Below are 18,673 nucleotides of genomic sequence, written 5' to 3' on the forward strand. Positions count from 1 at the left end.
GCTTTGTTTTACTGCTATGGAACCGAGCAAGTACTTTGATGATAAATCAGCTCTTCGACAGGTCGACCGCCCACCAAATGCTCATCAATGATGCGCTGTAAATTGGTTTCATTGACGTTGTAATACCAGATACCATCGGGTTGCACGCATAGAATGGGGCCGGATTTGCAGGTGGCGAAACAGTGGGTGCGGGTGCGCTTAACCCTGAGTTCGCCTTTATCAATGCCGGCCGCTTTAAATTTCTCCCCCAGGGTTTCGAATAAGGCCTGCGCTTCGCCATTTTCGGTGCAGCGGGGGCCGGTACACACCAGCAAGTGGCGTTTGTAGTCACCCATTTTGGGTTTTTCTGGCATAGGTGTCGTGTTATCAGTCATGGTGGGTAGGTTCCAGAACAGTTGGGGCGCTAAATTGCGCTCGGTCATCGCGGTAATGTTGTAGGGCTGTGCTGTCGAAGCCTGCTTCGTCAGCGACTAACCATAAGTTGAATAAGGCGTCGCCGTGTTGATCGAGTACCTGAATGCCATAGGCTTGATTCTGTCGGCTCACAAACCAGATCTGCTGGGCCTTGCGCCAGTCGATGTGAAAATGAAAAGCGTCGTTGACGATACTCATCCAGCCGTTTTTGCTTTGCAAATCGGCAGCGTTGATCAGCAATTCCGCTACGGCGCCCGCTTCGCTGCGCACCACGGCGCGTAGTTTGCCCCAACCCTGGAATGACACAAGTAAACGTTCATGACTGTCTGGGGTTGCACGTTGCGCGCAGAACATGCCGGCTTGATCGCCCGGCGTGGACTGGCTGACGGCATCGAGAATGTCCGCCAGCGGTTGCGCGAAGTATGCTGCCGCCTGTTGCAATGTCACCTTGGGCGTGTCGCGCAAATATTGCCGCACACAAGCTTTCCAGCCCTCCAGGCCCATGCTCAGCGAACGACCCGCCTGTTCGCCTGCTCGGGTTACGCCGGTCATGGCGTCATATTTATTGGCATAGCCGCGCGGCGTCACCATCAACCCTGCACGGACGAAGGTGCTGCTGTTGCCGACCAAGACCGTGGTCAACATGCCGATGTCGCAATCGGCCATCTCCACCAAGCGAACAAGCTGGATGTGTTGCCGAGCACGATAACCGGATTTAACGATGGCAACCGGCGTGTCCGGGCTACGATGACGCAGCAATATAGTTTGCGCTTCGACGATATGCTGCGTGCGGCGACCGCTTTTCGGGTTATACAAAGCCACCACGAAATCCCCGCGCGCAGCGCTTTCCAGGCGGCGGGCGATCACCGGCCAGGGCGTCAACAAGTCGGACAGCGAGATCGAACAAAAATCATGGGTCAGCGGCGCCCCGACCAGGGATGCGCAACTCGACAACGCGGTACTACCGGGCACCACTTCCACCTGAATCGGATCATCCGGCGTCCAACCACTGTCCAGCAGCAGTTCATAAGTGGGTCCGGCCATGCCGTAAACGCCGATGTCGCCGGACGACACCATAGCGACGATCTTGCCCTGCTTGGCATGTTCATACGCTTCGATACTGCGATCGAGTTCTTCGGTCATACCTTTTTTGATGACTTCCTTGCCATCGAGCAAGTCTTGCACCAGTTTGATGTAGGTGCTGTAACCAATCACCACGTCCGCTTCCGCAATCGCTTGGCGAGCGCGGGCAGTCATGTGCTCATGCGCGCCGGGGCCGATACCCACCAGTAAAATTTTGCCTGCTTTTTTCATTTGATTCTCGCTATCGAAACGGTGGCGTTCTTGCCGTCCGTGCCGCAATATTTATGTTTCTCTACCAGTAAATCCGACAATTCGGCATTGGCCGCTCTCAAAGCGGCCGCTTCCGCCACAGCCGGAGTACCCATGTATTTCATGACCACCTCGGATGGATTCGGTACCGGGATGGTGGCCAGAGCCTCAGCCGGATAAAAATACAGCGGCCAATCGTATATCTGGGCTAGTTGTAACAAGGCTGCTTCATCATTTTTTTTGTCGATGCTGGCCAAGCCGGCTACCGTAGATGCATCGAGCCCGCAACGCCACAAGGCCTGGGCCAAGGCTTGCCGCAAGGTATCCAGGCTGGCATTGCGGTCGCAACCCATGCCAATCATGACTTTCATACACTTACGCTTGATCCGTGGGCGGCCTATACACCACCAATCGCTCAGCCAGTTGTTGCCAAACGGCCGGATCGATGGCCCGGTGTGTAACCCATAAAACCGACCGGTATTGTTCGGTATCAACGTCCTCGAAACGCTGGAACAGATGAATATTGGCCGGTAACGGCGATGGCCGCGTCCACCAATTTGAGCTGCCGGCTTCCTGCACGAAGGCAATCGGCAGTTGATTGACCACGTCCGCCGACACACGCGTGATGTTGACCTTAGGGGCTTCCACTTGCCAGCCCAGTTCACGGCCCAAGATATCCACCGGAATGGTTTTGCCCACGTCCGATGCGGTGGTCAGTACCGGCGTGGCATTTAGCAACGCGGCGACCTTTTCGGCATAAGCATTGGCACCGCCGACATGGCCGGATAGCACCGGGATCACGAATTCGGCGGCATCGTCGATCACCAGCACACCGGGATCCACATCCTTGGATTTAAGATGCGGCGCAATCAGCCGTACCACCGCACCGAGCGACACCAGAAAAATAATTTGGTCGTAGGATGCGAACAACTTGCCGAGTTGCGCGCTCAACGCCCCCTGATACACGCAACGCGGATTGGCAAAATCACCCAAATGTTCGGATTGCTTCTCCGATACCACCACCTCCGCTTCGGGGAGTTGTGGTGCCAGGCGAGTGGCAATCCCGGCGCCGTGTTTGGTAATCGCCACCAGGGCGACACGCACTTCATTCATCGATTGAGTCCTTTTTCTTGCGGCAACCGCGCTGCATTTCGCTGCGCTGACGGCCTGGGTTTTTGATGATAAGTAACGACAGATAATTGACCTTTTGCCCCTCGAGGCTGGCGATGTCGTGCACCATGCGTTCTTCCGGCGCCCCGGCTTTTTCGATAAACCAGCCTTGACCGAGCAAATCACGGCGGCGCAGCAAATCGATTACATCGTCCAGCAAAGGTTTGACCTTAAGCAGCACCAAGGTGTCGAAATCCTCGAGCAGGCGTTCAATCTGATCAATGCCGTATCCGGCGGGGATGATGGCGATAGTGTCATCAACATCAGCCAGCGGTTCGCCACTACGCGCCGCAGCGGCATGAAACGACGACACCCCCGGCACGACTTCCACGGTGACATCGGCTTGCAAAGCACGCACGCTGCGTTGCAAATGGCCGAAAGTGGAATAGGTCGAGGCGTCGCCCTCCACCAGAAACAACACATCCTCGCCGCGTTGTAATAGTGCTAACACGGTTTGTGCTGCTGCCAGCCAGTAACGGGCCAGAATCTCGGCATCGTGAGTCATCGGAAAATGCAGTTCGCTATGTTCGACAGGCAGTTTCAGGCCGGCGCGCAAGGCTATGTCCAAGGCATAACTATCGCTGTTTTTTTTGCGCACCGGATAAGTCCAATGGCCCGGACCGGTCAGTAAATCCCAGGCGTGCCGGGTCATCAGGCCAGGATCGCCGGGACCAAGGGAAACGCCGTAGAGGGTGCCGAGTTTAGTGTTCATCGTGACCGAATAATATGGGCTGTAAAGAATGGGTGGCAGATACGATCCACACTGGATTTTCGGCCTGCATGCGATGCATATTGAGAATCGGGCTACTACGCGAGGCTTGAATCTGACAGACGTCCCAGTCTGCGCCGAGTTGTTTCAGGGTATCGACGGCGGTGGACAGGTTTTCCAGCGTGACGAAGTTCATCACCAGCCAACCCGCCGGGCGCAAACGCCCTAAACACAAGGCTATCAATTCCGCCAATTCGCCACCGGAACCGCCGATGAATACTGCATCCGGATCGGGCCAGGTGTCGAGAAATTGCGGCGCCTTGCCATGCACTAAGCTGTAATTGCTGATACCCCAGGCAGCCTGATTCTGTTCGACATTAGCCATGTCATCGGCGTTTTTTTCGATGGCAAAGACATGACCCTCCGAACACAGCCGCGCCGCCTCCAAACCCACCGATCCGGAGCCGGCGCCGATGTCCCAGACAATACTTCGACGCGCCAATTGCATCCTCGCCAACGATACCGCACGCACTTCGCGTTTAGTGATCAGGCCTTTTTCCGGCTTGCGCTGCTGAAAGCTGTCGTCGCTGACGCCAAACAATACCGGTGCGGACAAAGCCGTTTTGCGTTTTAGAATGACGACGTTGGGATCGAGATAACGGCTTTGAGCGACCTCCGCGATACTCAGCCAGGCGTTGACTCGCTGTTGCGGCTGCTTTAGAGCTTCAGCAATCGCCATTTCGAACGCATCAGCCAAGCCTTCGATTTGCAATAAGCGGGCGATACGTGCTGGGGCGTTGTCCGGGCTGGTCAATATCGCCAGCAAATCGTGTTGGCGGCAGCGCTGAGCTAATTCGTACAAGCCATGCTCCGGCGTGGCCCCGCCCAGCCATTCACCGGCATCCTTGCTGTGGATCGAAACGATAGCGGCGGTTTGCCAAGACAATTTCAACTCGGCAAAGGTTAGTTGTATCGTACTTAGATTGGGCAAGATGCGTACCCTTCTGGACTCCAGCTTGCCGGCCAGGAAACCGGCGATGCCGTGGCACAAGGGATCACCAGTCGCTAGTACAGCTACTGCTTCATTTTGCGCCAACGCGACATTGATCCAGTCCGGCACTTGTTTGAGTTGCCCGGTTAAGTCGTAGTGTCTGGCCTGAGTAATGTCTTTAGCCAGCGTTGCCAGCAGACGGCTGCCGGCGATGACATGCTTTGCTTCGCGCAATGCCTGCAAGGCCTCCTGGCTCAGGCTGGCGACGCCGTTGTCTAGTACGCCGATAAAACTGCACATCGCTTGCATGATCAATTCCTGCCGGCTTCGGCCAGTTTGTTGCCATCGAAATCGCACACCAGAACACTGATGTGAAAACCGCCGGGATACCGGTTTTCCAAGGTGGCGATGACTCGGTTAGCCAGTTCGACATGAAATTCGTATTCCAATCCCAGCTCGGCCATGCATTCGGAGGCGTAACGAGCGGTTTCCTGGGCGGCGATGGCGTCGCATACATCGTCCGGCGCTCCGATGCTGCGGGCAATGTCGGCCACCAGTTCCACATCGACTGGGGCGCGACCGGCATGCGTAATGGTTTCACCCTGAGCCATTTTGGTCAGCTTGCCGACCATACCGCCAATGATGATGTGTTGAATGCCGCAACGAGCGGCGGTGTCCAGTGCCGGTGTCAGAAAGTCACCCATTTGCACGAAACAGCTTTCATCCAGGTCGGGCAATTCGCGCATCACGAATTTCTCGGTGCGGCCGCCGGTGGTCAGCACCACGCTAGCCTGCCCCTGATTGGCCGCCACTTCCACGCCTTGCACCACGCTAGCCCGAAACGCCGCCGTGGAATACGGATGCACGATTCCGGTCGTACCTAGAATCGAAATACCGCCGATAATGCCCAAACGATAATTCAGGGTTTTTTTCGCCATCTCTTCGCCGCCCGGCACCGAGATCGTTACCTGTAGGCCTCGGGTTTTTAGCGCTTCGGCGGCGATCAGACGGATGTTATCCTCGATATTTTTGCGCGGAACCGGGTTGATGGCCGGACCGCCGACCGCCAGCCCCAAACCGGGCCGAGTGATCAGGCCTATGCCCGCGCCGCCTTGCAATACGATAGTGTCCGGTTGTTCTATCCACATCACATCCGCCGTCAGCCGAGCGCGATGGGTGCAGTCCGGATCGTCGCCGGCGTCTTTTTCGATGACAGCATGTGCTCGGTCGTTCTGTACGAAGCTTTCTTCGACTTTGAATGCCACGTCTTGCCCATTGGGCAGCACGCAGTCGATAGTGTCCGGCACGTGCCCATTCAGCAAACCCTGCACTGCCGCCCGTGCCGCTGCCGCCGAACAGGCGCCGGTGGTGTAACCCTTCCGGGTACCTTTGGGTTTGCGTTCCGGCATTGCCATGCTATCAGCCGTTTTTCTGCCGGGTTTCCGCCAAGCTCAACAAGGCATGAATCGCCGCGACGACCAAGGTCGAGCCGCCTTTACGGCCACGGGTGATGATCCATGGCGCATCGGCTAATTCGGCGAGTAAATCTTTTGATTCCGTTGCAGAGACAAAACCGACTGGCATCCCGATGATCAGTGCCGGCTTGATGCCTTCTTCTTTGATCATCCGCAACACTTCCAACAGCGCGGTCGGTGCGTTGCCAACTGAGACGATACCGCCGGCGATTAAACCCAGGCGCTGCGCTTTACGCATGGCTTGTACCGCGCGGGTGCTGTTGACCTGTTTGGCGGCGGCTATGACATCCGCATCGGCGATGAACTGGCGGGCGCTGATGCCAAAATGCGCCAGGCGCGGCTGCGATAAGCCGACGCAAATCATTTCCACGTCGGCAACGATCGGCGCACCATTTAAAATGGCTTGAGTACCATCTTCGACTGCATGCGCGGAAAACTCGGTCAGGCCATTAAACTCAAAATCCGCAGTGGCGTGGATCATGCGACGCACCACTTGCCATTGGCCGTGGGAATAATGGTGCTCGCCGACTTCGCGGTCGACGATGGCAAAGGAATCGTGTTCGATTTGTTGCCCAGCCTGGGTCAGTTGTTCGGTTTGAATGTTGTGGCTCATGGCTAATCAATGATGGTGGTGATGTTCGGCTTGCTCGCGATACTGACAGCCGTCGCATTCCAGCATTTTCGGCGCGAGCGGGTCCCAGGCTTCGGTAACCCGTTGATCAAGCAATTTAAAAATGGCCGGATCAAAACCAAAATAAGTGCCGGCACCGAAGACAATCTGCGGATATTGGCTTTGCAAGCGTTCGATTTGTTTGCCGATGCGCTCGATCAGCAAGCCGGTAAACAGGTAATAGGGCAAAATCGCAATCTGCGTCATGCCCAGTCGTACTTGACGTTGCACGGCGGTTTCCAAACGCGGATGGGTAATACCGGTGAAGGCAATGTCGACGAGTTCATGCTCGGTAGCTTCAAACAGCCAACGCGCTAATTTTGCCAATTCCCCGTTGGCGACTTTGTCGGAGGAGCCACGGCCTAAAATGATCACGCCGGTAGTTTTAGGATCCGGCATCGCCAGTGATTTAAGCGCTGAATTGAGCTGTTTTTGCAGTATGGCCAACAAGGTTTCGTTACTGCCTAGATGCGGCGCATAGATGAATTCGACGGTTGGAAATTTTTCGCGGGCTTCCTCGATATGCTCGGGGATCTCCATCTTCACATGCCCGGCGGCGCTGATGATCAGCGGTACGATTATCACGCGGCTAGATCCTTGCGCGGCGCGGCTCAATCCTTCTTCCAACAGCACCTCGGCGAGTTCGATATAGCACAACTCGATGCGCCAGTCAGGGTGTTGCGCCTGCCATTGTTGTTGAAATTCGCGAATTTCATCGTTGCCGGCCTGATTGCGCGATCCGTGGCCGACCAAGAGAACGGTGGTTGTCATGCTTATTCCTTAGGCTGAGGCCGCTCGGCGCGGCGAAAACGATGCGTAAAACCGGCATCATAAAGTTTGGATTTTTTTAACGATGGCCAGTGCCTCGCGCCCAAGGTGGGGCTAATCACGATCATGGCCTGACTGTTGATTTTGGCGGCCCGGCAGCGTTCGCGAATATCAGCCAGGGTGCCGCGAATAATCTGTTGTTCACCCGGCCAGCTGGCCTTATGAACCACCAATACCGGGGAATCATCAGCCCAGTTGGCGGCTTTTAATTCGCGCTCGATCAAGGGCAACAAGGTGATCGATAAAAACAGGCACAGCGTGGTGTGATGGCTGGCCAATTCTTGCAAGGATTCACCGTCCGGCATTGGTGTGCGGCCTTCAACGCGAGTCAAAATCACGGTCTGCGTGACTTCCGGCAAGGTCAGGCTTTCGACTGCGCAAGCCATCGCAGCAAATGCCGACGAGACGCCCGGCACTACTTCGACGGCAATGTTGGCCGCATCCAGTGGTTGCACCATTTCAATCAATGCACCGTACAAGCCAGGGTCGCCGGTTTGCAGGCGAATGACGGTTTTGCCCGGACCGGCTTGTTCGGTCAGCCAGTTGGTAATCTGCTCCAAAGTCATGTCTTTGGAATCTTTGATCACGCAAGCGCTTGGTGCCCATTGCGTCGCTGCGGCCTGTACCAGAGAGCCTGCGAACAAAATGGCATCCGCTTTGGCAATTAAGTCGCGACCTTTGACAGTGATTAAATCAGGATCACCGGGACCTGCGCCGACAAACCATACTTTAGGTTGAGTGCTCATAGAAAAAATCCAGCCGCGACCTGGGGGTTGAACGGAAAGTAGGTGTGCAGATAAGACGCTCGCAACGAACCCACCTGATAAAAGTTTTCGCTACGGCTACGATTGCGTTGAGGCTTCGATTCGGTGAACGGCTGCTGTGTGGTTTCCAGTTGCGAGTGATGAAAGCTATGCCCGCGAATTTCGCCTTGTTCTAACTGCAAACTGTGCATGCCCAGATTCACCAAGCGTTTTTGCATCTGCGCGCTGCCGGGTAACAGACCAGCCATCGCTGCCGCATGGCCGTCTTTATCGATCAAGCGTTCCAGCAAATATAAAAAGCCGCCGCATTCTGCGTAAATCGGCTTACCGGCTTGATGATGTTGCTGCAAGGCTTGTTTCATGGCGACATTGTCGGCCAATGTTTGGAGATGCAGTTCCGGGTAACCGCCGGGCAGGTAGACACTGTCTGCCTCGGGAAATACGTGGTCTGCGAGCGGCGAGAAAAACGTCAGTTCAGCGCCCATGGCTTGCAAACAATCCAGATTGGCTTGATAGATAAACGAAAACGCCGCATCACGAGCCACAGCGATAAGCTTACCAGCCAGTAACGGTGGCGGCGGGGAGGTGGCGATCGGCGCGAAGGCAACCGGCTGCGGCAATCGGCACGGCGCATGGCTACTGAGTAATTCGGCTGCGCGCGCCAGGCGAAGGTCAAGGTCTGCAATTTCATCGGCCTGCACTAAGCCTAAGTGCCGCGACGGCAAGCCGACCGTTTCATCTTTCGCCATCGCCGCCAGTAGCGGCATGCTGTCCGGCAAGGCTTCTTCCAGCAATTTAGCATGACCCGGACTGCCGACTTTGTTGGCGATGACGCCGACAAACGGCAAGTTGGCTCTGTAATGGGCTAAGCCGTAAGCCACAGCGGCAAAAGTTTGTGCCATGCCGCCCGCATCGATGACAACGGCCACCGGCACGTCTAGTGTTTGTGCCAAATCGGCGCTGCTGCTATCGCCGTCGAACAAGCCCATGACACCTTCAATCAAGATGATGTCAGCGTCGGCGGCGTTATAAAGCATCTCACGGCAATGCGCTTCGCCCATCATCCATAAATCCAGCTGATAAACCGGTTGTCCGCAAGCAAAGCTCAATATTTGCGGATCGATAAAATCCGGGCCGGTTTTGAACACGCGTACCTTGCGGTTTTGCTGGCGATAGTAATAGGCCAAAGCCGCCGTAATGGTGGTTTTGCCTTGCCCGGAGGCAGGAGCGCTGATCAATATCGCCGGGCAATGGCGTGTTGCAGTAGCATTCACCACTAAAACGTTACTTTACGCAACAATCGGCCCGATATTGCGCCCAAGGTCAGCCAGAAAATAGCGTTGTTGATGGATGTCAACACCACAAAATGCTGTTGTAAGGCTTCGGGCGCTAAAGCCTGGGCAACCTCCGGATGCGGTGCGCCGATCAGATGCGGTAAGGCCAGTAAGCCAGCGCCGCCGATTTGCAGCCAGCGCTGTTTGGTCAAAAACAGACCAAACAAGCCAATCGCGGTAGCGGCGGCCGTAAAAAGCCACCACGCTTGGCGACTGTGTAATTCGGCGCTGTCGGTGCCCGGCAACTCCGGCGGCAAGCCCAATGATGGCGCGACAAAAAATACCAAATAACCGGCCAAACCCCAGCCGAGTCCGTACAGGTAACCATGTTGATCCCGCCAGTACAGGGCGACACTGATAAACAAGGCAAAGCCGAAGCCGGTTAGGCCATTGAACAGCAAGGTAAAGCCATTACGTTGCCAGCCGTCCATCGGTTGCCAGTCACGCACATGCTCAGCCGATGGCGTTTCGAATTGTTCGGCGGCCAAAATCAAGGGCAAGGTTTGATAGTGTTGTAGCACGCTGAGTAACAAGCCGCCCAATAGTCCCGCCAGTAGCGAGATGGTGACCAGCTTACGAAAATCCGCCATGTTAATGGCAAGGAAAAGCTGCGCTGTGACGTCCGTCGTGGGCGGCGTTATGCAGGTAGTTGTTAGCGTCCTGCAAGAAACCCAAACCTAACACGACGGTCAGGCCCAAAACAATAGCACTCAGGCCGGGCAGGATTTTTGAGGAAGAAAGGATGGTAGATGCCGCGAGTGTTTTCATGGTTGTCTGTTCCGAAAAAGGTGGACGGAATAACAGAGGGAAAGACAAACCAAAAAAACCGATTTGACAGATCGCCCTCCGCAATACTGTTGACTACAGTTTTAGGCCTGTCTCCGGGCTCGTGACGAATCACCTACCGTTGCGGGGGCAGCGTCGGCATTTAACCGACTTCCAGTTTCACCCGCCAAGAGCGGGAACCTTAAAACCAGCGGCGATTGTATGCCGCAGCTAGTCGTAGGGCAAATGAAATGTATTGAAATAAGAATAAACGGTGCGGCAGCAGCTCCTCTCGACAAGTTATCGATCAACCAGTAATCGCCCGCAACGAGTGATTCTATCAAAACTAAACACATGCTCTCTCGGGCTTTCATAACAACGCCCCACCAATCTTCGTCTGTAATCCGGCTCGCCTTTTTCGAGATAAATAGTGGCGCCACAAATGGGACATGCCGCCGAATACCGAACTAACCGAATTACTCTTAAATCTCCGTCTCGAAGCAGTTCGAACTGCGCAGACTGTTCATAAAAATTTGTGAATAGTTCATGGGCTACGACAATTCGATCATCCAACAATAATATCCAAGGCTTGATGATAGTTACCCAGGAACCATAGGGAATCGCAAAAATACTGACCAGTAATGTCAAATCTTGCGTTGTCACCGGCCTAGGCACGGATAACGATAGCCATCCTGCATAGGCAATTAACAATGCAAGTCCGCCTATTGTTGCCAACCAGCCCAGTACTCCCCATACATGCCATCGGCGTAATTCGATTTGTCCGTGCCGAAATAACCAACTCGCGATCCAACTGGGTTTGACTTCACCCAATTCTGTCAGTTGATAGCTGGCTTGCAAATCGGCTATGTTGCTCCCAGCCCGAACATTCTCGATTGCTTGGTCTTCTTCCAATATCACCGGAACCGTTTCAGCTTTGATATAGAACGTCGTGTGTCGTCCCGGCCCTCCCTTTGTGCTTTTACGCTCCGGCTTTGGATAATGCGAAAGCCTACGCTTACGGGCAAACTCCATGATTTGCGGTTCACGGATTTCGCAATATTTTTTTAACGAACCCGGCCAGTCGATCCATTTTTTAGGTTCGGCACTGTCTAAGGACTCACCAACAGCAGCGACGATTGCATCGGCCGTGAAACGTCGCTCCGACTCTTCGAAATCCACTTTCTTTAACGATTCCTGAGCTAACGCGCGCAATATGCGGTGGCCTTTTTCATCGCTTGGCTCACTATCCAACCAATCGATCAAGCATTGAATTACCTCGCGCATAAACCACCCCAAACCAGGTAACCGGTAGTTGCGGTCTGGTTAGCGAATAGCCGATTCATAACAATGTCCTCCATAACGAATGCGAGATGAGCGAAGTAAAAATGATTTTGGAAAGCACTTATTCAGGTCAAACGCCAATTAAGACTCCACTTGTTGTGGGCAAAGCCTCTAATAAGCAGAACGAGGTTAGAAGAATTTCAGAATCATTCAATCCATCAAACCATGCAAATTGCCTGGCGTTATCAAATTGGCCGCACATCACATGCCGAAAGAAGCATAACCAGCCCAATAAGCCAATTATTTTCAACAACGCCAAATCAGATCAATCGAGGCTTCCGGAGCTTTGTGACCCAAATCAGGTCACTTTGCGACCGAGACATTTGCGCGTTGCTCTCCTAGCATATCGACAACAGTCGTTAATCAACTCAGAGGCGTTTATGTCAACACTGGACGAAGATCTTGCCCGGTTAAATTTCGAATATCTCATGCTTGCTAGAGAGTGCGCGCGCAGTAATCCTGAAGAAGCGGCCTGGCGATTTGGATTAGATCGAGTTGGCATAGACCGTCTCGCCGGCATGACACAGGAGCAACTTCGTGAACACGCCGAAAGCAGTCGCGCTGTGATTCAGTTATTGCCTGTCTATACCCCAAGCAACTTGCCCCTGGTTGCCTATGTGGATCTCCTCCAACCTTGTATCACTAGAACTGCGGATGAAACCAATGCCGTTTAAAAGCAGGTCAAATATAGGCGCAGACTTGGTCTTGGCGGAAAGGCTAATTCAACTCGGCACCCGTCCGCCAATTGTCAGCCAACTCTGCCATCTAACCCGAAAGCAAAGCATCACATTTTTTAAAGCTATACAAGGAAAATCGCCCAAACAAGGCATGCTGCCACATGATCATCAATGGGCCATTCGCTCAGCATTCAACAATATTCATGCTTCTTTATTTTTAAGCATTATTGAAGACATTAGGAGCCGGCTTTCTACCCCAAGCCTAAGCGCGACCTTACTGGTTGCGACCTATGAGATATACACCAAGGTTGCTTCCAGAATTTTAGCCGATAGGCAATTTATCCAACCACGCTCCAGTCAACTTTATCCGTTAGACATCAACAGGGCTTGGTATTTGACCAGCCTGCTCTCTGCGGGTGATTTGGTATTCATGGTTTGCGGTCGTTGCCGCGCCCGCTACCTGGGCATGATTCACCCTGATGCCGCATTTAGCCAATGCCCTATCTGCGAGGTGTGGACTGATCGGTCGGGGCGGCGGCGTTGGGTTTCCGCAAAATCAAAAAGTCAATCTTTGAACAAACCAAGCACTCGTTAGAGGCAATCAATGAGCTACTAAGGAGAAGTCGCATGCATATCGTTGTCGTTACAGCCACCCATTCCCAAATACCCCAGACAATCCATGGCAAAAATTTCGCGCGACTGGCACGGGAGTGTTTTGCCAATCAGCAATCGCTGACGATTGATTTTAAGGACGTCAAAACCATCACGCAGAGTTTCTTTCAGGAATTGTTTTTGCCACTGGTTGCCGAATTCGGATCCGATTATCTGAAATCGAAACTGAAAATAGTCAATATGGCGGAGCACGTCGACAACATGATGCAGTCAGCATTCAAAAATCTTGAGGCCTACTTTGACAAACTGACGGCGATAGATCAACTGGGTTGCGATGAAGAGATCTATTCCATGAATCAGGCATGGCTCATCAAAGCCAGAGAAATCGCACGGGAGAACCCGGTGCTGACCGAATTAATCTTGGGGATTACCGATGAGGCCATGCGCTTGGCAGTTGGTCGTTTATCTTTAGAAGACATTGACTTAATTTCCCGCTCAAACTGGCTATGTTTTACCCCTCGATTTTCGAGTCAGTTTATTCAAAACATCAATAGAGAATCGCCTCCGATGCTGGAAGCCATGCTTGGATTAAGCGGCACTATTGATTAAGGGAGGCAGCTAATGCTCAAGAAATATCAACAACAAACCTTGGCGATAGAACTGCTCAATCTCCATGCGAAAGTCAAAATCGTGCATCAAGCAACGGGAGTACCAATAAAGTTACTGAGGCAGACATACCGTCAATTACATGGCCAATCGCCCAGTCGTGGATCGATCAAGTTTTCAACCCGAGGTTTGACCGGTAGTCGCCGTAAGTATAAAGATGTAACCATCTTCGCCGTGTGTTTTCAGGTTGCCACGGCCAAATCGAAAGAAGGCCAAATCCAGACGCTAATTACTGCCTTTAATGCGTATAAAAAATCATATCCCTTGGGACAACTCGAGTTTTCCGATGCTTGGGTGGTGGCACAGGACATCAAAGATAAACGAGTTCAACTTTCGAAGTGTCCACAATGTCAATCTTGGGTTTTGTTAAAAGCCCGTGAAGATCTCACTGATCGCTGCAGCATCTGCAAAATACATTTATGAGAAGGTTAACCAAAATATTTGAATCCTGAGTAAGATAAAATGGCAACCAATCCGGTCATTGCTTTATTTAAAACAAGGCCGGATCGAACGAGCGACCTATTTATTGGTAGACAACAAATACATGAGTAACGCCCATAAACGTCAGTCGGTATTGAGACCCATCATGATTGATCTTGAGGCGGTTTCAGAAGTCACAGGGCTTTCTGAATCTACCATCCAATCATTGATTCGTGCCGATGAGTTCCCTAAGCCTCGTAAAGCATCTGCACGCCGTTCCTGCTGGTTACTACGCGAAATTGAAGAATGGGCTGAGTCGCGTCCTGTTTCCGATTTATTACCCCCTCCTAATACGGCAATAGGCGGACGCAACGGCAAACCTAAATCTAGAAATTTGCCAATGACTCAAGATGCTCTGACAGATTAAAGAGCCATAGGCGTTTTTCATCGTCATATTGATGCCGATTATAAGTTCCTACCACACCGGGTAACATATGACCGAGAATCGTTTCACCTACGGAATCTGGACATCCTAATTTTGCAAGCAAGGTGCGTGAAGTCCGTCGCAAATCATGCGGTGCCCAATGAGTCACCGTTAATCGAGGCCTCACCTGCTCAGGGCGTATCTGACTATAGGGCTGTCTATAAAACACCTGTTCAGTGACGTATTTTTGTTCGATGTGCCCCACTTTATGACGGGATGGAAATAGAAAACCGTCTCCATACAATTTTTTCCGCCGTAACACCACTGCCAAACCCCTACCGAATAAGGGCACCCTTTGATCTGTAGCAGTTTCATGTCGAGCATTTTTCGTTCTAATTTTCGGTATCGTCCACCAAACTTGACCGCCCTCTTCACTAATTTCAGTTCCTGACATGCCGACAATTTCTGAGCCGCGAGTTCCGGTCCAGAGATATAACATTAGAACGTCAGTAATTATCGGTGCGAAATTTGGAAGCCAAGCTATCAATTCACCGATTTCGTCTTCAGTGAGTACGCGTTTGACCACGCCGATGTTCTTACCTTCTATGGTCTTTCCTTTTGATCTAATTTTTCCACGTAAAATTAAGCGCCACCAATTTACTGCAGCTTCAGGTAGTCTGCCGGCATCCATTGCATAATCCCATGCTGCTCCTAACTCACATCGTAATTTTCCGGCCTGCACGGGCGATATTGCGGCGTACTTTTGAATCAAATCAAAAGCCATTGAGCGGGTAATTGCAGTGGATGGTAAATCCGCCATATCACCCAGCATTGTGTTAAACATCCTAGTAATTTCAGTAGAACCTTTTTTGGCTCTGTGGCGACAAACATGTCCAGCTAAATATTCATCACACAGCACTCTAACTGTATAAGCGTTTTCAGAATTTGCCGCCTCTTGTTTTAATATTAAAGCTTTTGCCTCTAACTTAGCTTGCTTTGCCTCTAATACAGGATCATTACCAGAATCACGCTGGTTTTTCAAAGCTTCCCAAGCGACAATAGCCACGGGAAATGACATAGATGGCCAATGACCAATTGACACCTGCCTAAGGCGCCCATCAACAGTGCTTCTATACCGATAAAACCAAGTTCTCACTTTTGCCATGGCAGACAAACGCAGTCCTGGGTAATCGTCAAAAGCCATATGCTGTCCTGGCTGCAAAGCTTTAGCGGTGCGGGCATCGAATTGCATTTTAGTATAGGTTTTTTATGTTGATCGATGACACGAGTATAACTCGAAAAAACCTATACTAAAACCTATACTAAACAGCAAAGTGCAGGGAAGTTTTGAAAAGTGTAGCTGGAGTGAACCCGGCTCACAACATAGACATATTATCTGTTATTTCATTAACTTACGAATGAATATCCAAACAAAACAAGACAGCAGGCAAGGCAACAAAACACAGCACACCCCGATGATGCAACAATATATGCGCATCAAATCCGGCCAGCCTGAAACGCTGTTGTTTTACCGAATGGGAGATTTCTACGAGCTGTTTTTCGATGATGCGAAAAAGGCCGCGCAGTTATTGGATATTACGCTGACCGCTCGCGGGCAGTCCGGCGGCCAACCCATCCCTATGGCCGGCATTCCTTATCATGCAGCGGAAAACTACATCGCCCGCCTGCTTAAACAAGGCGAATCGATTGCAATCTGTGAGCAGATCGGCGACCCGGCCAAATCCAAAGGTCCAGTAGAACGCAAGGTGGTGCGCATCGTCACGCCAGGCACTGTCACCGACGAAGCGTTGTTGGAGGATCGCAAGGACAACCTGCTGGTGGCTTTAGCCGTATTCGACAAGTTCTTCGGGCTGGCTTGCCTGGACTTAGGCAGCGGGAAATTTACACTACAGCAATTGGACAGCGAAACCCAGCTACTTAGCGAGATCGAGCGCTTGAACCCGGCTGAATTGTTGTATAGCGAGGATATTAAACTGCCGTCGGCCATCAAGGAACGCCGGGGCTTATGCAAACGGCCGCCCTGGCATTTTGACTTGGATAGTTGTCGGCTATTGATTTTAAAACAGTTCAACAGCCACGATTTGAAAGGCTACGGCTGCGAACATTTACCGGCGGCCATTTGCGCGGCAGGTTGTTTGCTGCAATACATCCGCGACACCCAACAAAGCGCCCTGCCCCATATTCAAGGCATCCGCGTCGAGAACAGCGATGACAGCATTAGCCTGGACGCCGCCAGCCGCCGTAATCTGGAGCTGGACAGCCATCCCAGCGGTCAACTGCAATACACCTTGTTGGGGGTGTTGGACAAAACCGCCACCGCGATGGGCAGCCGTTGCCTACGGCGTTGGATACACCGACCGCTGCGCGATCATGCGATTGTCAATGGCCGTTATTCCTGCATCGCCAGTCTATTGCTGAATCATTTATACGAAGATCTACAAGGCTGCCTGCGTCAGGTGGGCGACATAGAACGGATTAGTTCACGTATCGCTCTGAAATCCGCGCGACCACGTGATTTGCTGGTACTGCGACAGACCTTGGCGGTTTTGCCGCAACTGCAAAGCCAGCTGGCAGATAGCGACAATCCGCATCTGGAAAGCCTGCGCACGCAATTGCGTGAGCAACCGGAATTACTGGCCCTGTTGCAACGCGCCATCATCGACAATCCGCCGGTGCTGATTCGCGACGGCGGCGTGATTGCCCCCGGTTATCATCCCGAGCTGGACGAGTTACGTAATCTCAGTCAGAACGCCGACCAGTTCCTGATCGATATGGAACTGCGCGAACGAGCGGCTACAGGTATCGCCACACTCAAGGTCAATTACAACCGAGTGCACGGTTATTACATCGAGATTTCCAATGCCCAGGCAGACAAGGTGCCGGTGCATTACACCCGCAAACAAACGCTGAAAGGTGCGGAGCGCTACATCACGCCGGAGCTTAAATCTTTTGAAGACAAGGTGCTAAGTGCCCGCGAAAAATCCCTGTCCTTCGAGAAAGCCTTATACGATCAGTTGCTGGAAACGCTAGGCAATGCGTTACTCGATCTGCAGCAGTGCGCCAATGCCTTGGCCGAACTGGATGTGCTGGTAAATTTTGCCGAACGTGCCGAAACCTTAAACTTGTCCCAACCGATATTGGACCAACAGCCGGGCATCGACATTATCGCCGGCCGGCATCTGGTGGTGGAAGCACTATCCAGTATTCCCTTCGTCGCCAACGATCTTAATTTCTCCGCAGAGCGGCGGATGCTGGTCATTACAGGCCCGAACATGGGCGGTAAATCGACTTATATGCGCCAAGCGGCGTTGATTGTGCTGATGGCTCACATCGGCTGTTATGTGCCGGCGCAAGCGCTGCGCTGCGGACCGATAGACAAGATATTCACCCGCATTGGTGCGTCCGACGATTTGGCCAGCGGCCGCTCGACTTTTATGGTGGAAATGTCGGAAACCGCCAATATTCTGCATAACGCCACTAGCAACAGCTTGATCTTGATGGATGAAATCGGCCGCGGTACCAGCACCTTCGATGGTTTGTCGTTGGCTTGGGCCTGCGCCGATTATTTGGCTCGCCACACCCAGGCATTCACGCTATTCGCCACCCATTATTTCGAATTAACCACGCTGGCGGAAGAACAAGCCAATATCCATAACATCCATTTGGACGCGATGGAACACGGCGACAAGATCGTATTTTTACATGCCGTGAAAGACGGTCCTGCCAGTCAAAGTTATGGTTTACAAGTGGCGGCGCTTGCCGGTGTACCGCAGAGCGTCATTGCCAACGCCAAAAACAAGCTGGCGCAACTGGAAAACACCGCCTATATCGAGCTGCAAAATCATAGCGAAATCAACCAGTTTGATTTATTCACCAGTCAGGAATGCCATCCGGCGGTCGTGCTGCTGGAAGAACTCGATCCTGATCATTTAAGTCCTCGGCAAGCATTGGACGCCTTATATCGATTGAAAGCGCTGCTAAAAGCTAACAAGCGTTGATAGTGGCGGGTTTGCGGACTCAAGACAATTTGTGCCCTGCTGTCAGGCCGTTAACAGCGGAA

General features: G+C 52.5%; 21 protein-coding genes and 1 riboswitch. Of the genes, 6 read left to right on the forward strand and 15 right to left on the reverse strand.

Annotation, left to right across the window (positions count from 1 at the left end):
• Positions 1 to 14 precede the first annotated feature (14 nt).
• The 14 genes from ACWAU0_RS19455 to ACWAU0_RS19520 all read right to left on the reverse strand — a co-directional run bounded on the left by ACWAU0_RS19455 (position 15) and on the right by ACWAU0_RS19520 (position 11,715).
• Entirely contained in the window at positions 15 to 353 is a 339-nt protein-coding gene (locus ACWAU0_RS19455) for a (2Fe-2S) ferredoxin domain-containing protein (protein WP_231890936.1), read from the reverse strand.
• Positions 354 to 366: 13 nt separating this feature from the next.
• Positions 367 to 1,728, reverse strand: a complete 1,362-nt coding sequence (cobJ, locus tag ACWAU0_RS19460; protein ID WP_458137625.1) for a precorrin-3B C(17)-methyltransferase — start codon at positions 1,726 to 1,728, stop codon at positions 367 to 369.
• Complete coding sequence (locus tag ACWAU0_RS19465) at positions 1,725 to 2,117, reverse strand: cobalamin biosynthesis protein (RefSeq protein ID WP_101052996.1); 393 nt, start codon at positions 2,115 to 2,117, stop codon at positions 1,725 to 1,727. Before ACWAU0_RS19465 ends, cobJ begins: the two co-directional genes overlap by 4 nt.
• Before the next feature lie 4 nt (positions 2,118 to 2,121).
• Positions 2,122 to 2,859: a cobalamin biosynthesis central domain-containing protein gene (locus tag ACWAU0_RS19470; RefSeq protein ID WP_101052994.1), complete on the reverse strand. Its 738-nt coding sequence runs from the start codon at positions 2,857 to 2,859 to the stop codon at positions 2,122 to 2,124.
• Positions 2,852 to 3,628: a precorrin-2 C(20)-methyltransferase gene (cobI, locus tag ACWAU0_RS19475; RefSeq protein ID WP_101052992.1), complete on the reverse strand. Its 777-nt coding sequence runs from the start codon at positions 3,626 to 3,628 to the stop codon at positions 2,852 to 2,854. Before cobI ends, ACWAU0_RS19470 begins: the two co-directional genes overlap by 8 nt.
• Positions 3,618 to 4,925, reverse strand: coding sequence for a precorrin-6y C5,15-methyltransferase (decarboxylating) subunit CbiE (gene cbiE / locus ACWAU0_RS19480; protein ID WP_458137626.1), 1,308 nt, complete (start codon positions 4,923 to 4,925; stop codon positions 3,618 to 3,620). Before cbiE ends, cobI begins: the two co-directional genes overlap by 11 nt.
• Positions 4,926 to 4,927: 2 nt before the next feature.
• On the reverse strand, positions 4,928 to 6,031 hold the full coding sequence (locus tag ACWAU0_RS19485) for a cobalt-precorrin-5B (C(1))-methyltransferase (RefSeq protein WP_458137627.1): 1,104 nt from the start codon (positions 6,029 to 6,031) through the stop codon (positions 4,928 to 4,930).
• A 4-nt stretch (positions 6,032 to 6,035) separates the two neighbouring features.
• Positions 6,036 to 6,704, reverse strand: coding sequence for a precorrin-8X methylmutase (locus tag ACWAU0_RS19490; protein ID WP_458137628.1), 669 nt, complete (start codon positions 6,702 to 6,704; stop codon positions 6,036 to 6,038).
• A 6-nt stretch (positions 6,705 to 6,710) separates the two neighbouring features.
• Positions 6,711 to 7,532, reverse strand: coding sequence for a sirohydrochlorin chelatase (locus tag ACWAU0_RS19495; RefSeq protein ID WP_174843456.1), 822 nt, complete (start codon positions 7,530 to 7,532; stop codon positions 6,711 to 6,713).
• Between the two features lie 2 nt (positions 7,533 to 7,534).
• Positions 7,535 to 8,335, reverse strand: coding sequence for a precorrin-4 C(11)-methyltransferase (gene cobM / locus ACWAU0_RS19500; RefSeq protein ID WP_033158757.1), 801 nt, complete (start codon positions 8,333 to 8,335; stop codon positions 7,535 to 7,537).
• The gene (locus tag ACWAU0_RS19505; protein ID WP_101052984.1) at positions 8,332 to 9,627 is read right to left on the reverse strand and encodes a cobyrinic acid a,c-diamide synthase CobB; all 1,296 of its coding nucleotides are present in this window, start codon (positions 9,625 to 9,627) and stop codon (positions 8,332 to 8,334) included. The genes cobM and ACWAU0_RS19505 overlap by 4 nt, the downstream gene beginning before the upstream one ends.
• Before the next feature lie 2 nt (positions 9,628 to 9,629).
• Positions 9,630 to 10,277 (reverse strand): CbtA family protein, encoded by a 648-nt coding sequence (locus tag ACWAU0_RS19510; protein ID WP_101052982.1) that lies wholly within the window; start codon positions 10,275 to 10,277, stop codon positions 9,630 to 9,632.
• Between the two features lies 1 nt (position 10,278).
• Positions 10,279 to 10,455 carry a CbtB domain-containing protein gene (locus ACWAU0_RS19515; protein ID WP_101052980.1) on the reverse strand — a complete coding sequence of 59 codons (177 nt, stop codon included), beginning with the start codon at positions 10,453 to 10,455 and terminating at the stop codon, positions 10,279 to 10,281.
• An 87-nt stretch (positions 10,456 to 10,542) separates the two neighbouring features.
• A riboswitch (cobalamin riboswitch) is annotated at positions 10,543 to 10,672 on the reverse strand.
• An 80-nt stretch (positions 10,673 to 10,752) separates the two neighbouring features.
• The gene (locus tag ACWAU0_RS19520) at positions 10,753 to 11,715 is read right to left on the reverse strand and encodes a hypothetical protein (RefSeq protein WP_415878334.1); all 963 of its coding nucleotides are present in this window, start codon (positions 11,713 to 11,715) and stop codon (positions 10,753 to 10,755) included.
• A gap of 107 nt (positions 11,716 to 11,822) precedes the next feature.
• Here ACWAU0_RS19520 and ACWAU0_RS19525 point away from each other — a divergent pair, with 107 nt between their 5' ends.
• The 5 genes from ACWAU0_RS19525 to ACWAU0_RS19545 all read left to right on the forward strand — a co-directional run bounded on the left by ACWAU0_RS19525 (position 11,823) and on the right by ACWAU0_RS19545 (position 14,595).
• Complete coding sequence (locus ACWAU0_RS19525) at positions 11,823 to 12,467, forward strand: flagellar transcriptional regulator FlhD (RefSeq protein ID WP_240618036.1); 645 nt, start codon at positions 11,823 to 11,825, stop codon at positions 12,465 to 12,467.
• Complete coding sequence (locus tag ACWAU0_RS19530) at positions 12,457 to 13,065, forward strand: FlhC family transcriptional regulator (RefSeq protein ID WP_458139241.1); 609 nt, start codon at positions 12,457 to 12,459, stop codon at positions 13,063 to 13,065. Before ACWAU0_RS19525 ends, ACWAU0_RS19530 begins: the two co-directional genes overlap by 11 nt.
• A gap of 32 nt (positions 13,066 to 13,097) precedes the next feature.
• Complete coding sequence (locus ACWAU0_RS19535; protein ID WP_415878335.1) at positions 13,098 to 13,691, forward strand: STAS-like domain-containing protein; 594 nt, start codon at positions 13,098 to 13,100, stop codon at positions 13,689 to 13,691.
• A gap of 12 nt (positions 13,692 to 13,703) precedes the next feature.
• A complete protein-coding gene (locus tag ACWAU0_RS19540) occupies positions 13,704 to 14,171 on the forward strand; it encodes a FlhC family transcriptional regulator (protein WP_026600434.1) in 468 nt (155 codons plus the stop codon).
• Positions 14,172 to 14,292: 121 nt separating this feature from the next.
• Positions 14,293 to 14,595, forward strand: a complete 303-nt coding sequence (locus ACWAU0_RS19545; protein WP_458137629.1) for a helix-turn-helix transcriptional regulator — start codon at positions 14,293 to 14,295, stop codon at positions 14,593 to 14,595.
• On the opposite strand, the gene ACWAU0_RS19550 is transcribed toward ACWAU0_RS19545, so the two are convergent.
• Entirely contained in the window at positions 14,555 to 15,844 is a 1,290-nt protein-coding gene (locus ACWAU0_RS19550; protein ID WP_101052973.1) for a tyrosine-type recombinase/integrase, read from the reverse strand. The genes ACWAU0_RS19545 and ACWAU0_RS19550 overlap by 41 nt on opposite strands.
• A gap of 166 nt (positions 15,845 to 16,010) precedes the next feature.
• On the opposite strand from ACWAU0_RS19550, the gene mutS reads away from it, so the two are divergent.
• Positions 16,011 to 18,611 (forward strand): DNA mismatch repair protein MutS, encoded by a 2,601-nt coding sequence (gene mutS, locus ACWAU0_RS19555; protein ID WP_458137630.1) that lies wholly within the window; start codon positions 16,011 to 16,013, stop codon positions 18,609 to 18,611.
• Positions 18,612 to 18,673 lie beyond the last annotated feature (62 nt).

This window comes from Methylomonas sp. Uni0009 (genome assembly GCF_054188105.3).

What these genes read in the sequence shown, in the direction of transcription:
- cobI (WP_101052992.1), bottom strand. Translation starts at nt 3,628, where the DNA reads ATGAACACTAAACTCGGCACCCTCTACGGCGTTTCCCTTGGTCCCGGC.
- ACWAU0_RS19465 (WP_101052996.1), bottom strand. Translation starts at nt 2,117, where the DNA reads ATGAAAGTCATGATTGGCATGGGTTGCGACCGCAATGCCAGCCTGGAT.
- ACWAU0_RS19455 (WP_231890936.1), bottom strand. Translation starts at nt 353, where the DNA reads ATGCCAGAAAAACCCAAAATGGGTGACTACAAACGCCACTTGCTGGTG.
- ACWAU0_RS19490 (WP_458137628.1), bottom strand. Translation starts at nt 6,704, where the DNA reads ATGAGCCACAACATTCAAACCGAACAACTGACCCAGGCTGGGCAACAA.
- ACWAU0_RS19495 (WP_174843456.1), bottom strand. Translation starts at nt 7,532, where the DNA reads ATGACAACCACCGTTCTCTTGGTCGGCCACGGATCGCGCAATCAGGCC.
- ACWAU0_RS19545 (WP_458137629.1), top strand. Translation starts at nt 14,293, where the DNA reads ATGAGTAACGCCCATAAACGTCAGTCGGTATTGAGACCCATCATGATT.
- ACWAU0_RS19535 (WP_415878335.1), top strand. Translation starts at nt 13,098, where the DNA reads ATGCATATCGTTGTCGTTACAGCCACCCATTCCCAAATACCCCAGACA.
- ACWAU0_RS19470 (WP_101052994.1), bottom strand. Translation starts at nt 2,859, where the DNA reads ATGAATGAAGTGCGTGTCGCCCTGGTGGCGATTACCAAACACGGCGCC.
- ACWAU0_RS19525 (WP_240618036.1), top strand. Translation starts at nt 11,823, where the DNA reads ATGAGCGAAGTAAAAATGATTTTGGAAAGCACTTATTCAGGTCAAACG.
- ACWAU0_RS19515 (WP_101052980.1), bottom strand. Translation starts at nt 10,455, where the DNA reads ATGAAAACACTCGCGGCATCTACCATCCTTTCTTCCTCAAAAATCCTG.
- cobJ (WP_458137625.1), bottom strand. Translation starts at nt 1,728, where the DNA reads ATGAAAAAAGCAGGCAAAATTTTACTGGTGGGTATCGGCCCCGGCGCG.
- ACWAU0_RS19485 (WP_458137627.1), bottom strand. Translation starts at nt 6,031, where the DNA reads ATGGCAATGCCGGAACGCAAACCCAAAGGTACCCGGAAGGGTTACACC.
- ACWAU0_RS19550 (WP_101052973.1), bottom strand. Translation starts at nt 15,844, where the DNA reads ATGCAATTCGATGCCCGCACCGCTAAAGCTTTGCAGCCAGGACAGCAT.
- ACWAU0_RS19540 (WP_026600434.1), top strand. Translation starts at nt 13,704, where the DNA reads ATGCTCAAGAAATATCAACAACAAACCTTGGCGATAGAACTGCTCAAT.
- cobM (WP_033158757.1), bottom strand. Translation starts at nt 8,335, where the DNA reads ATGAGCACTCAACCTAAAGTATGGTTTGTCGGCGCAGGTCCCGGTGAT.
- cbiE (WP_458137626.1), bottom strand. Translation starts at nt 4,925, where the DNA reads ATGCAAGCGATGTGCAGTTTTATCGGCGTACTAGACAACGGCGTCGCC.
- ACWAU0_RS19530 (WP_458139241.1), top strand. Translation starts at nt 12,457, where the DNA reads ATGCCGTTTAAAAGCAGGTCAAATATAGGCGCAGACTTGGTCTTGGCG.
- ACWAU0_RS19510 (WP_101052982.1), bottom strand. Translation starts at nt 10,277, where the DNA reads ATGGCGGATTTTCGTAAGCTGGTCACCATCTCGCTACTGGCGGGACTA.
- mutS (WP_458137630.1), top strand. Translation starts at nt 16,011, where the DNA reads ATGAATATCCAAACAAAACAAGACAGCAGGCAAGGCAACAAAACACAG.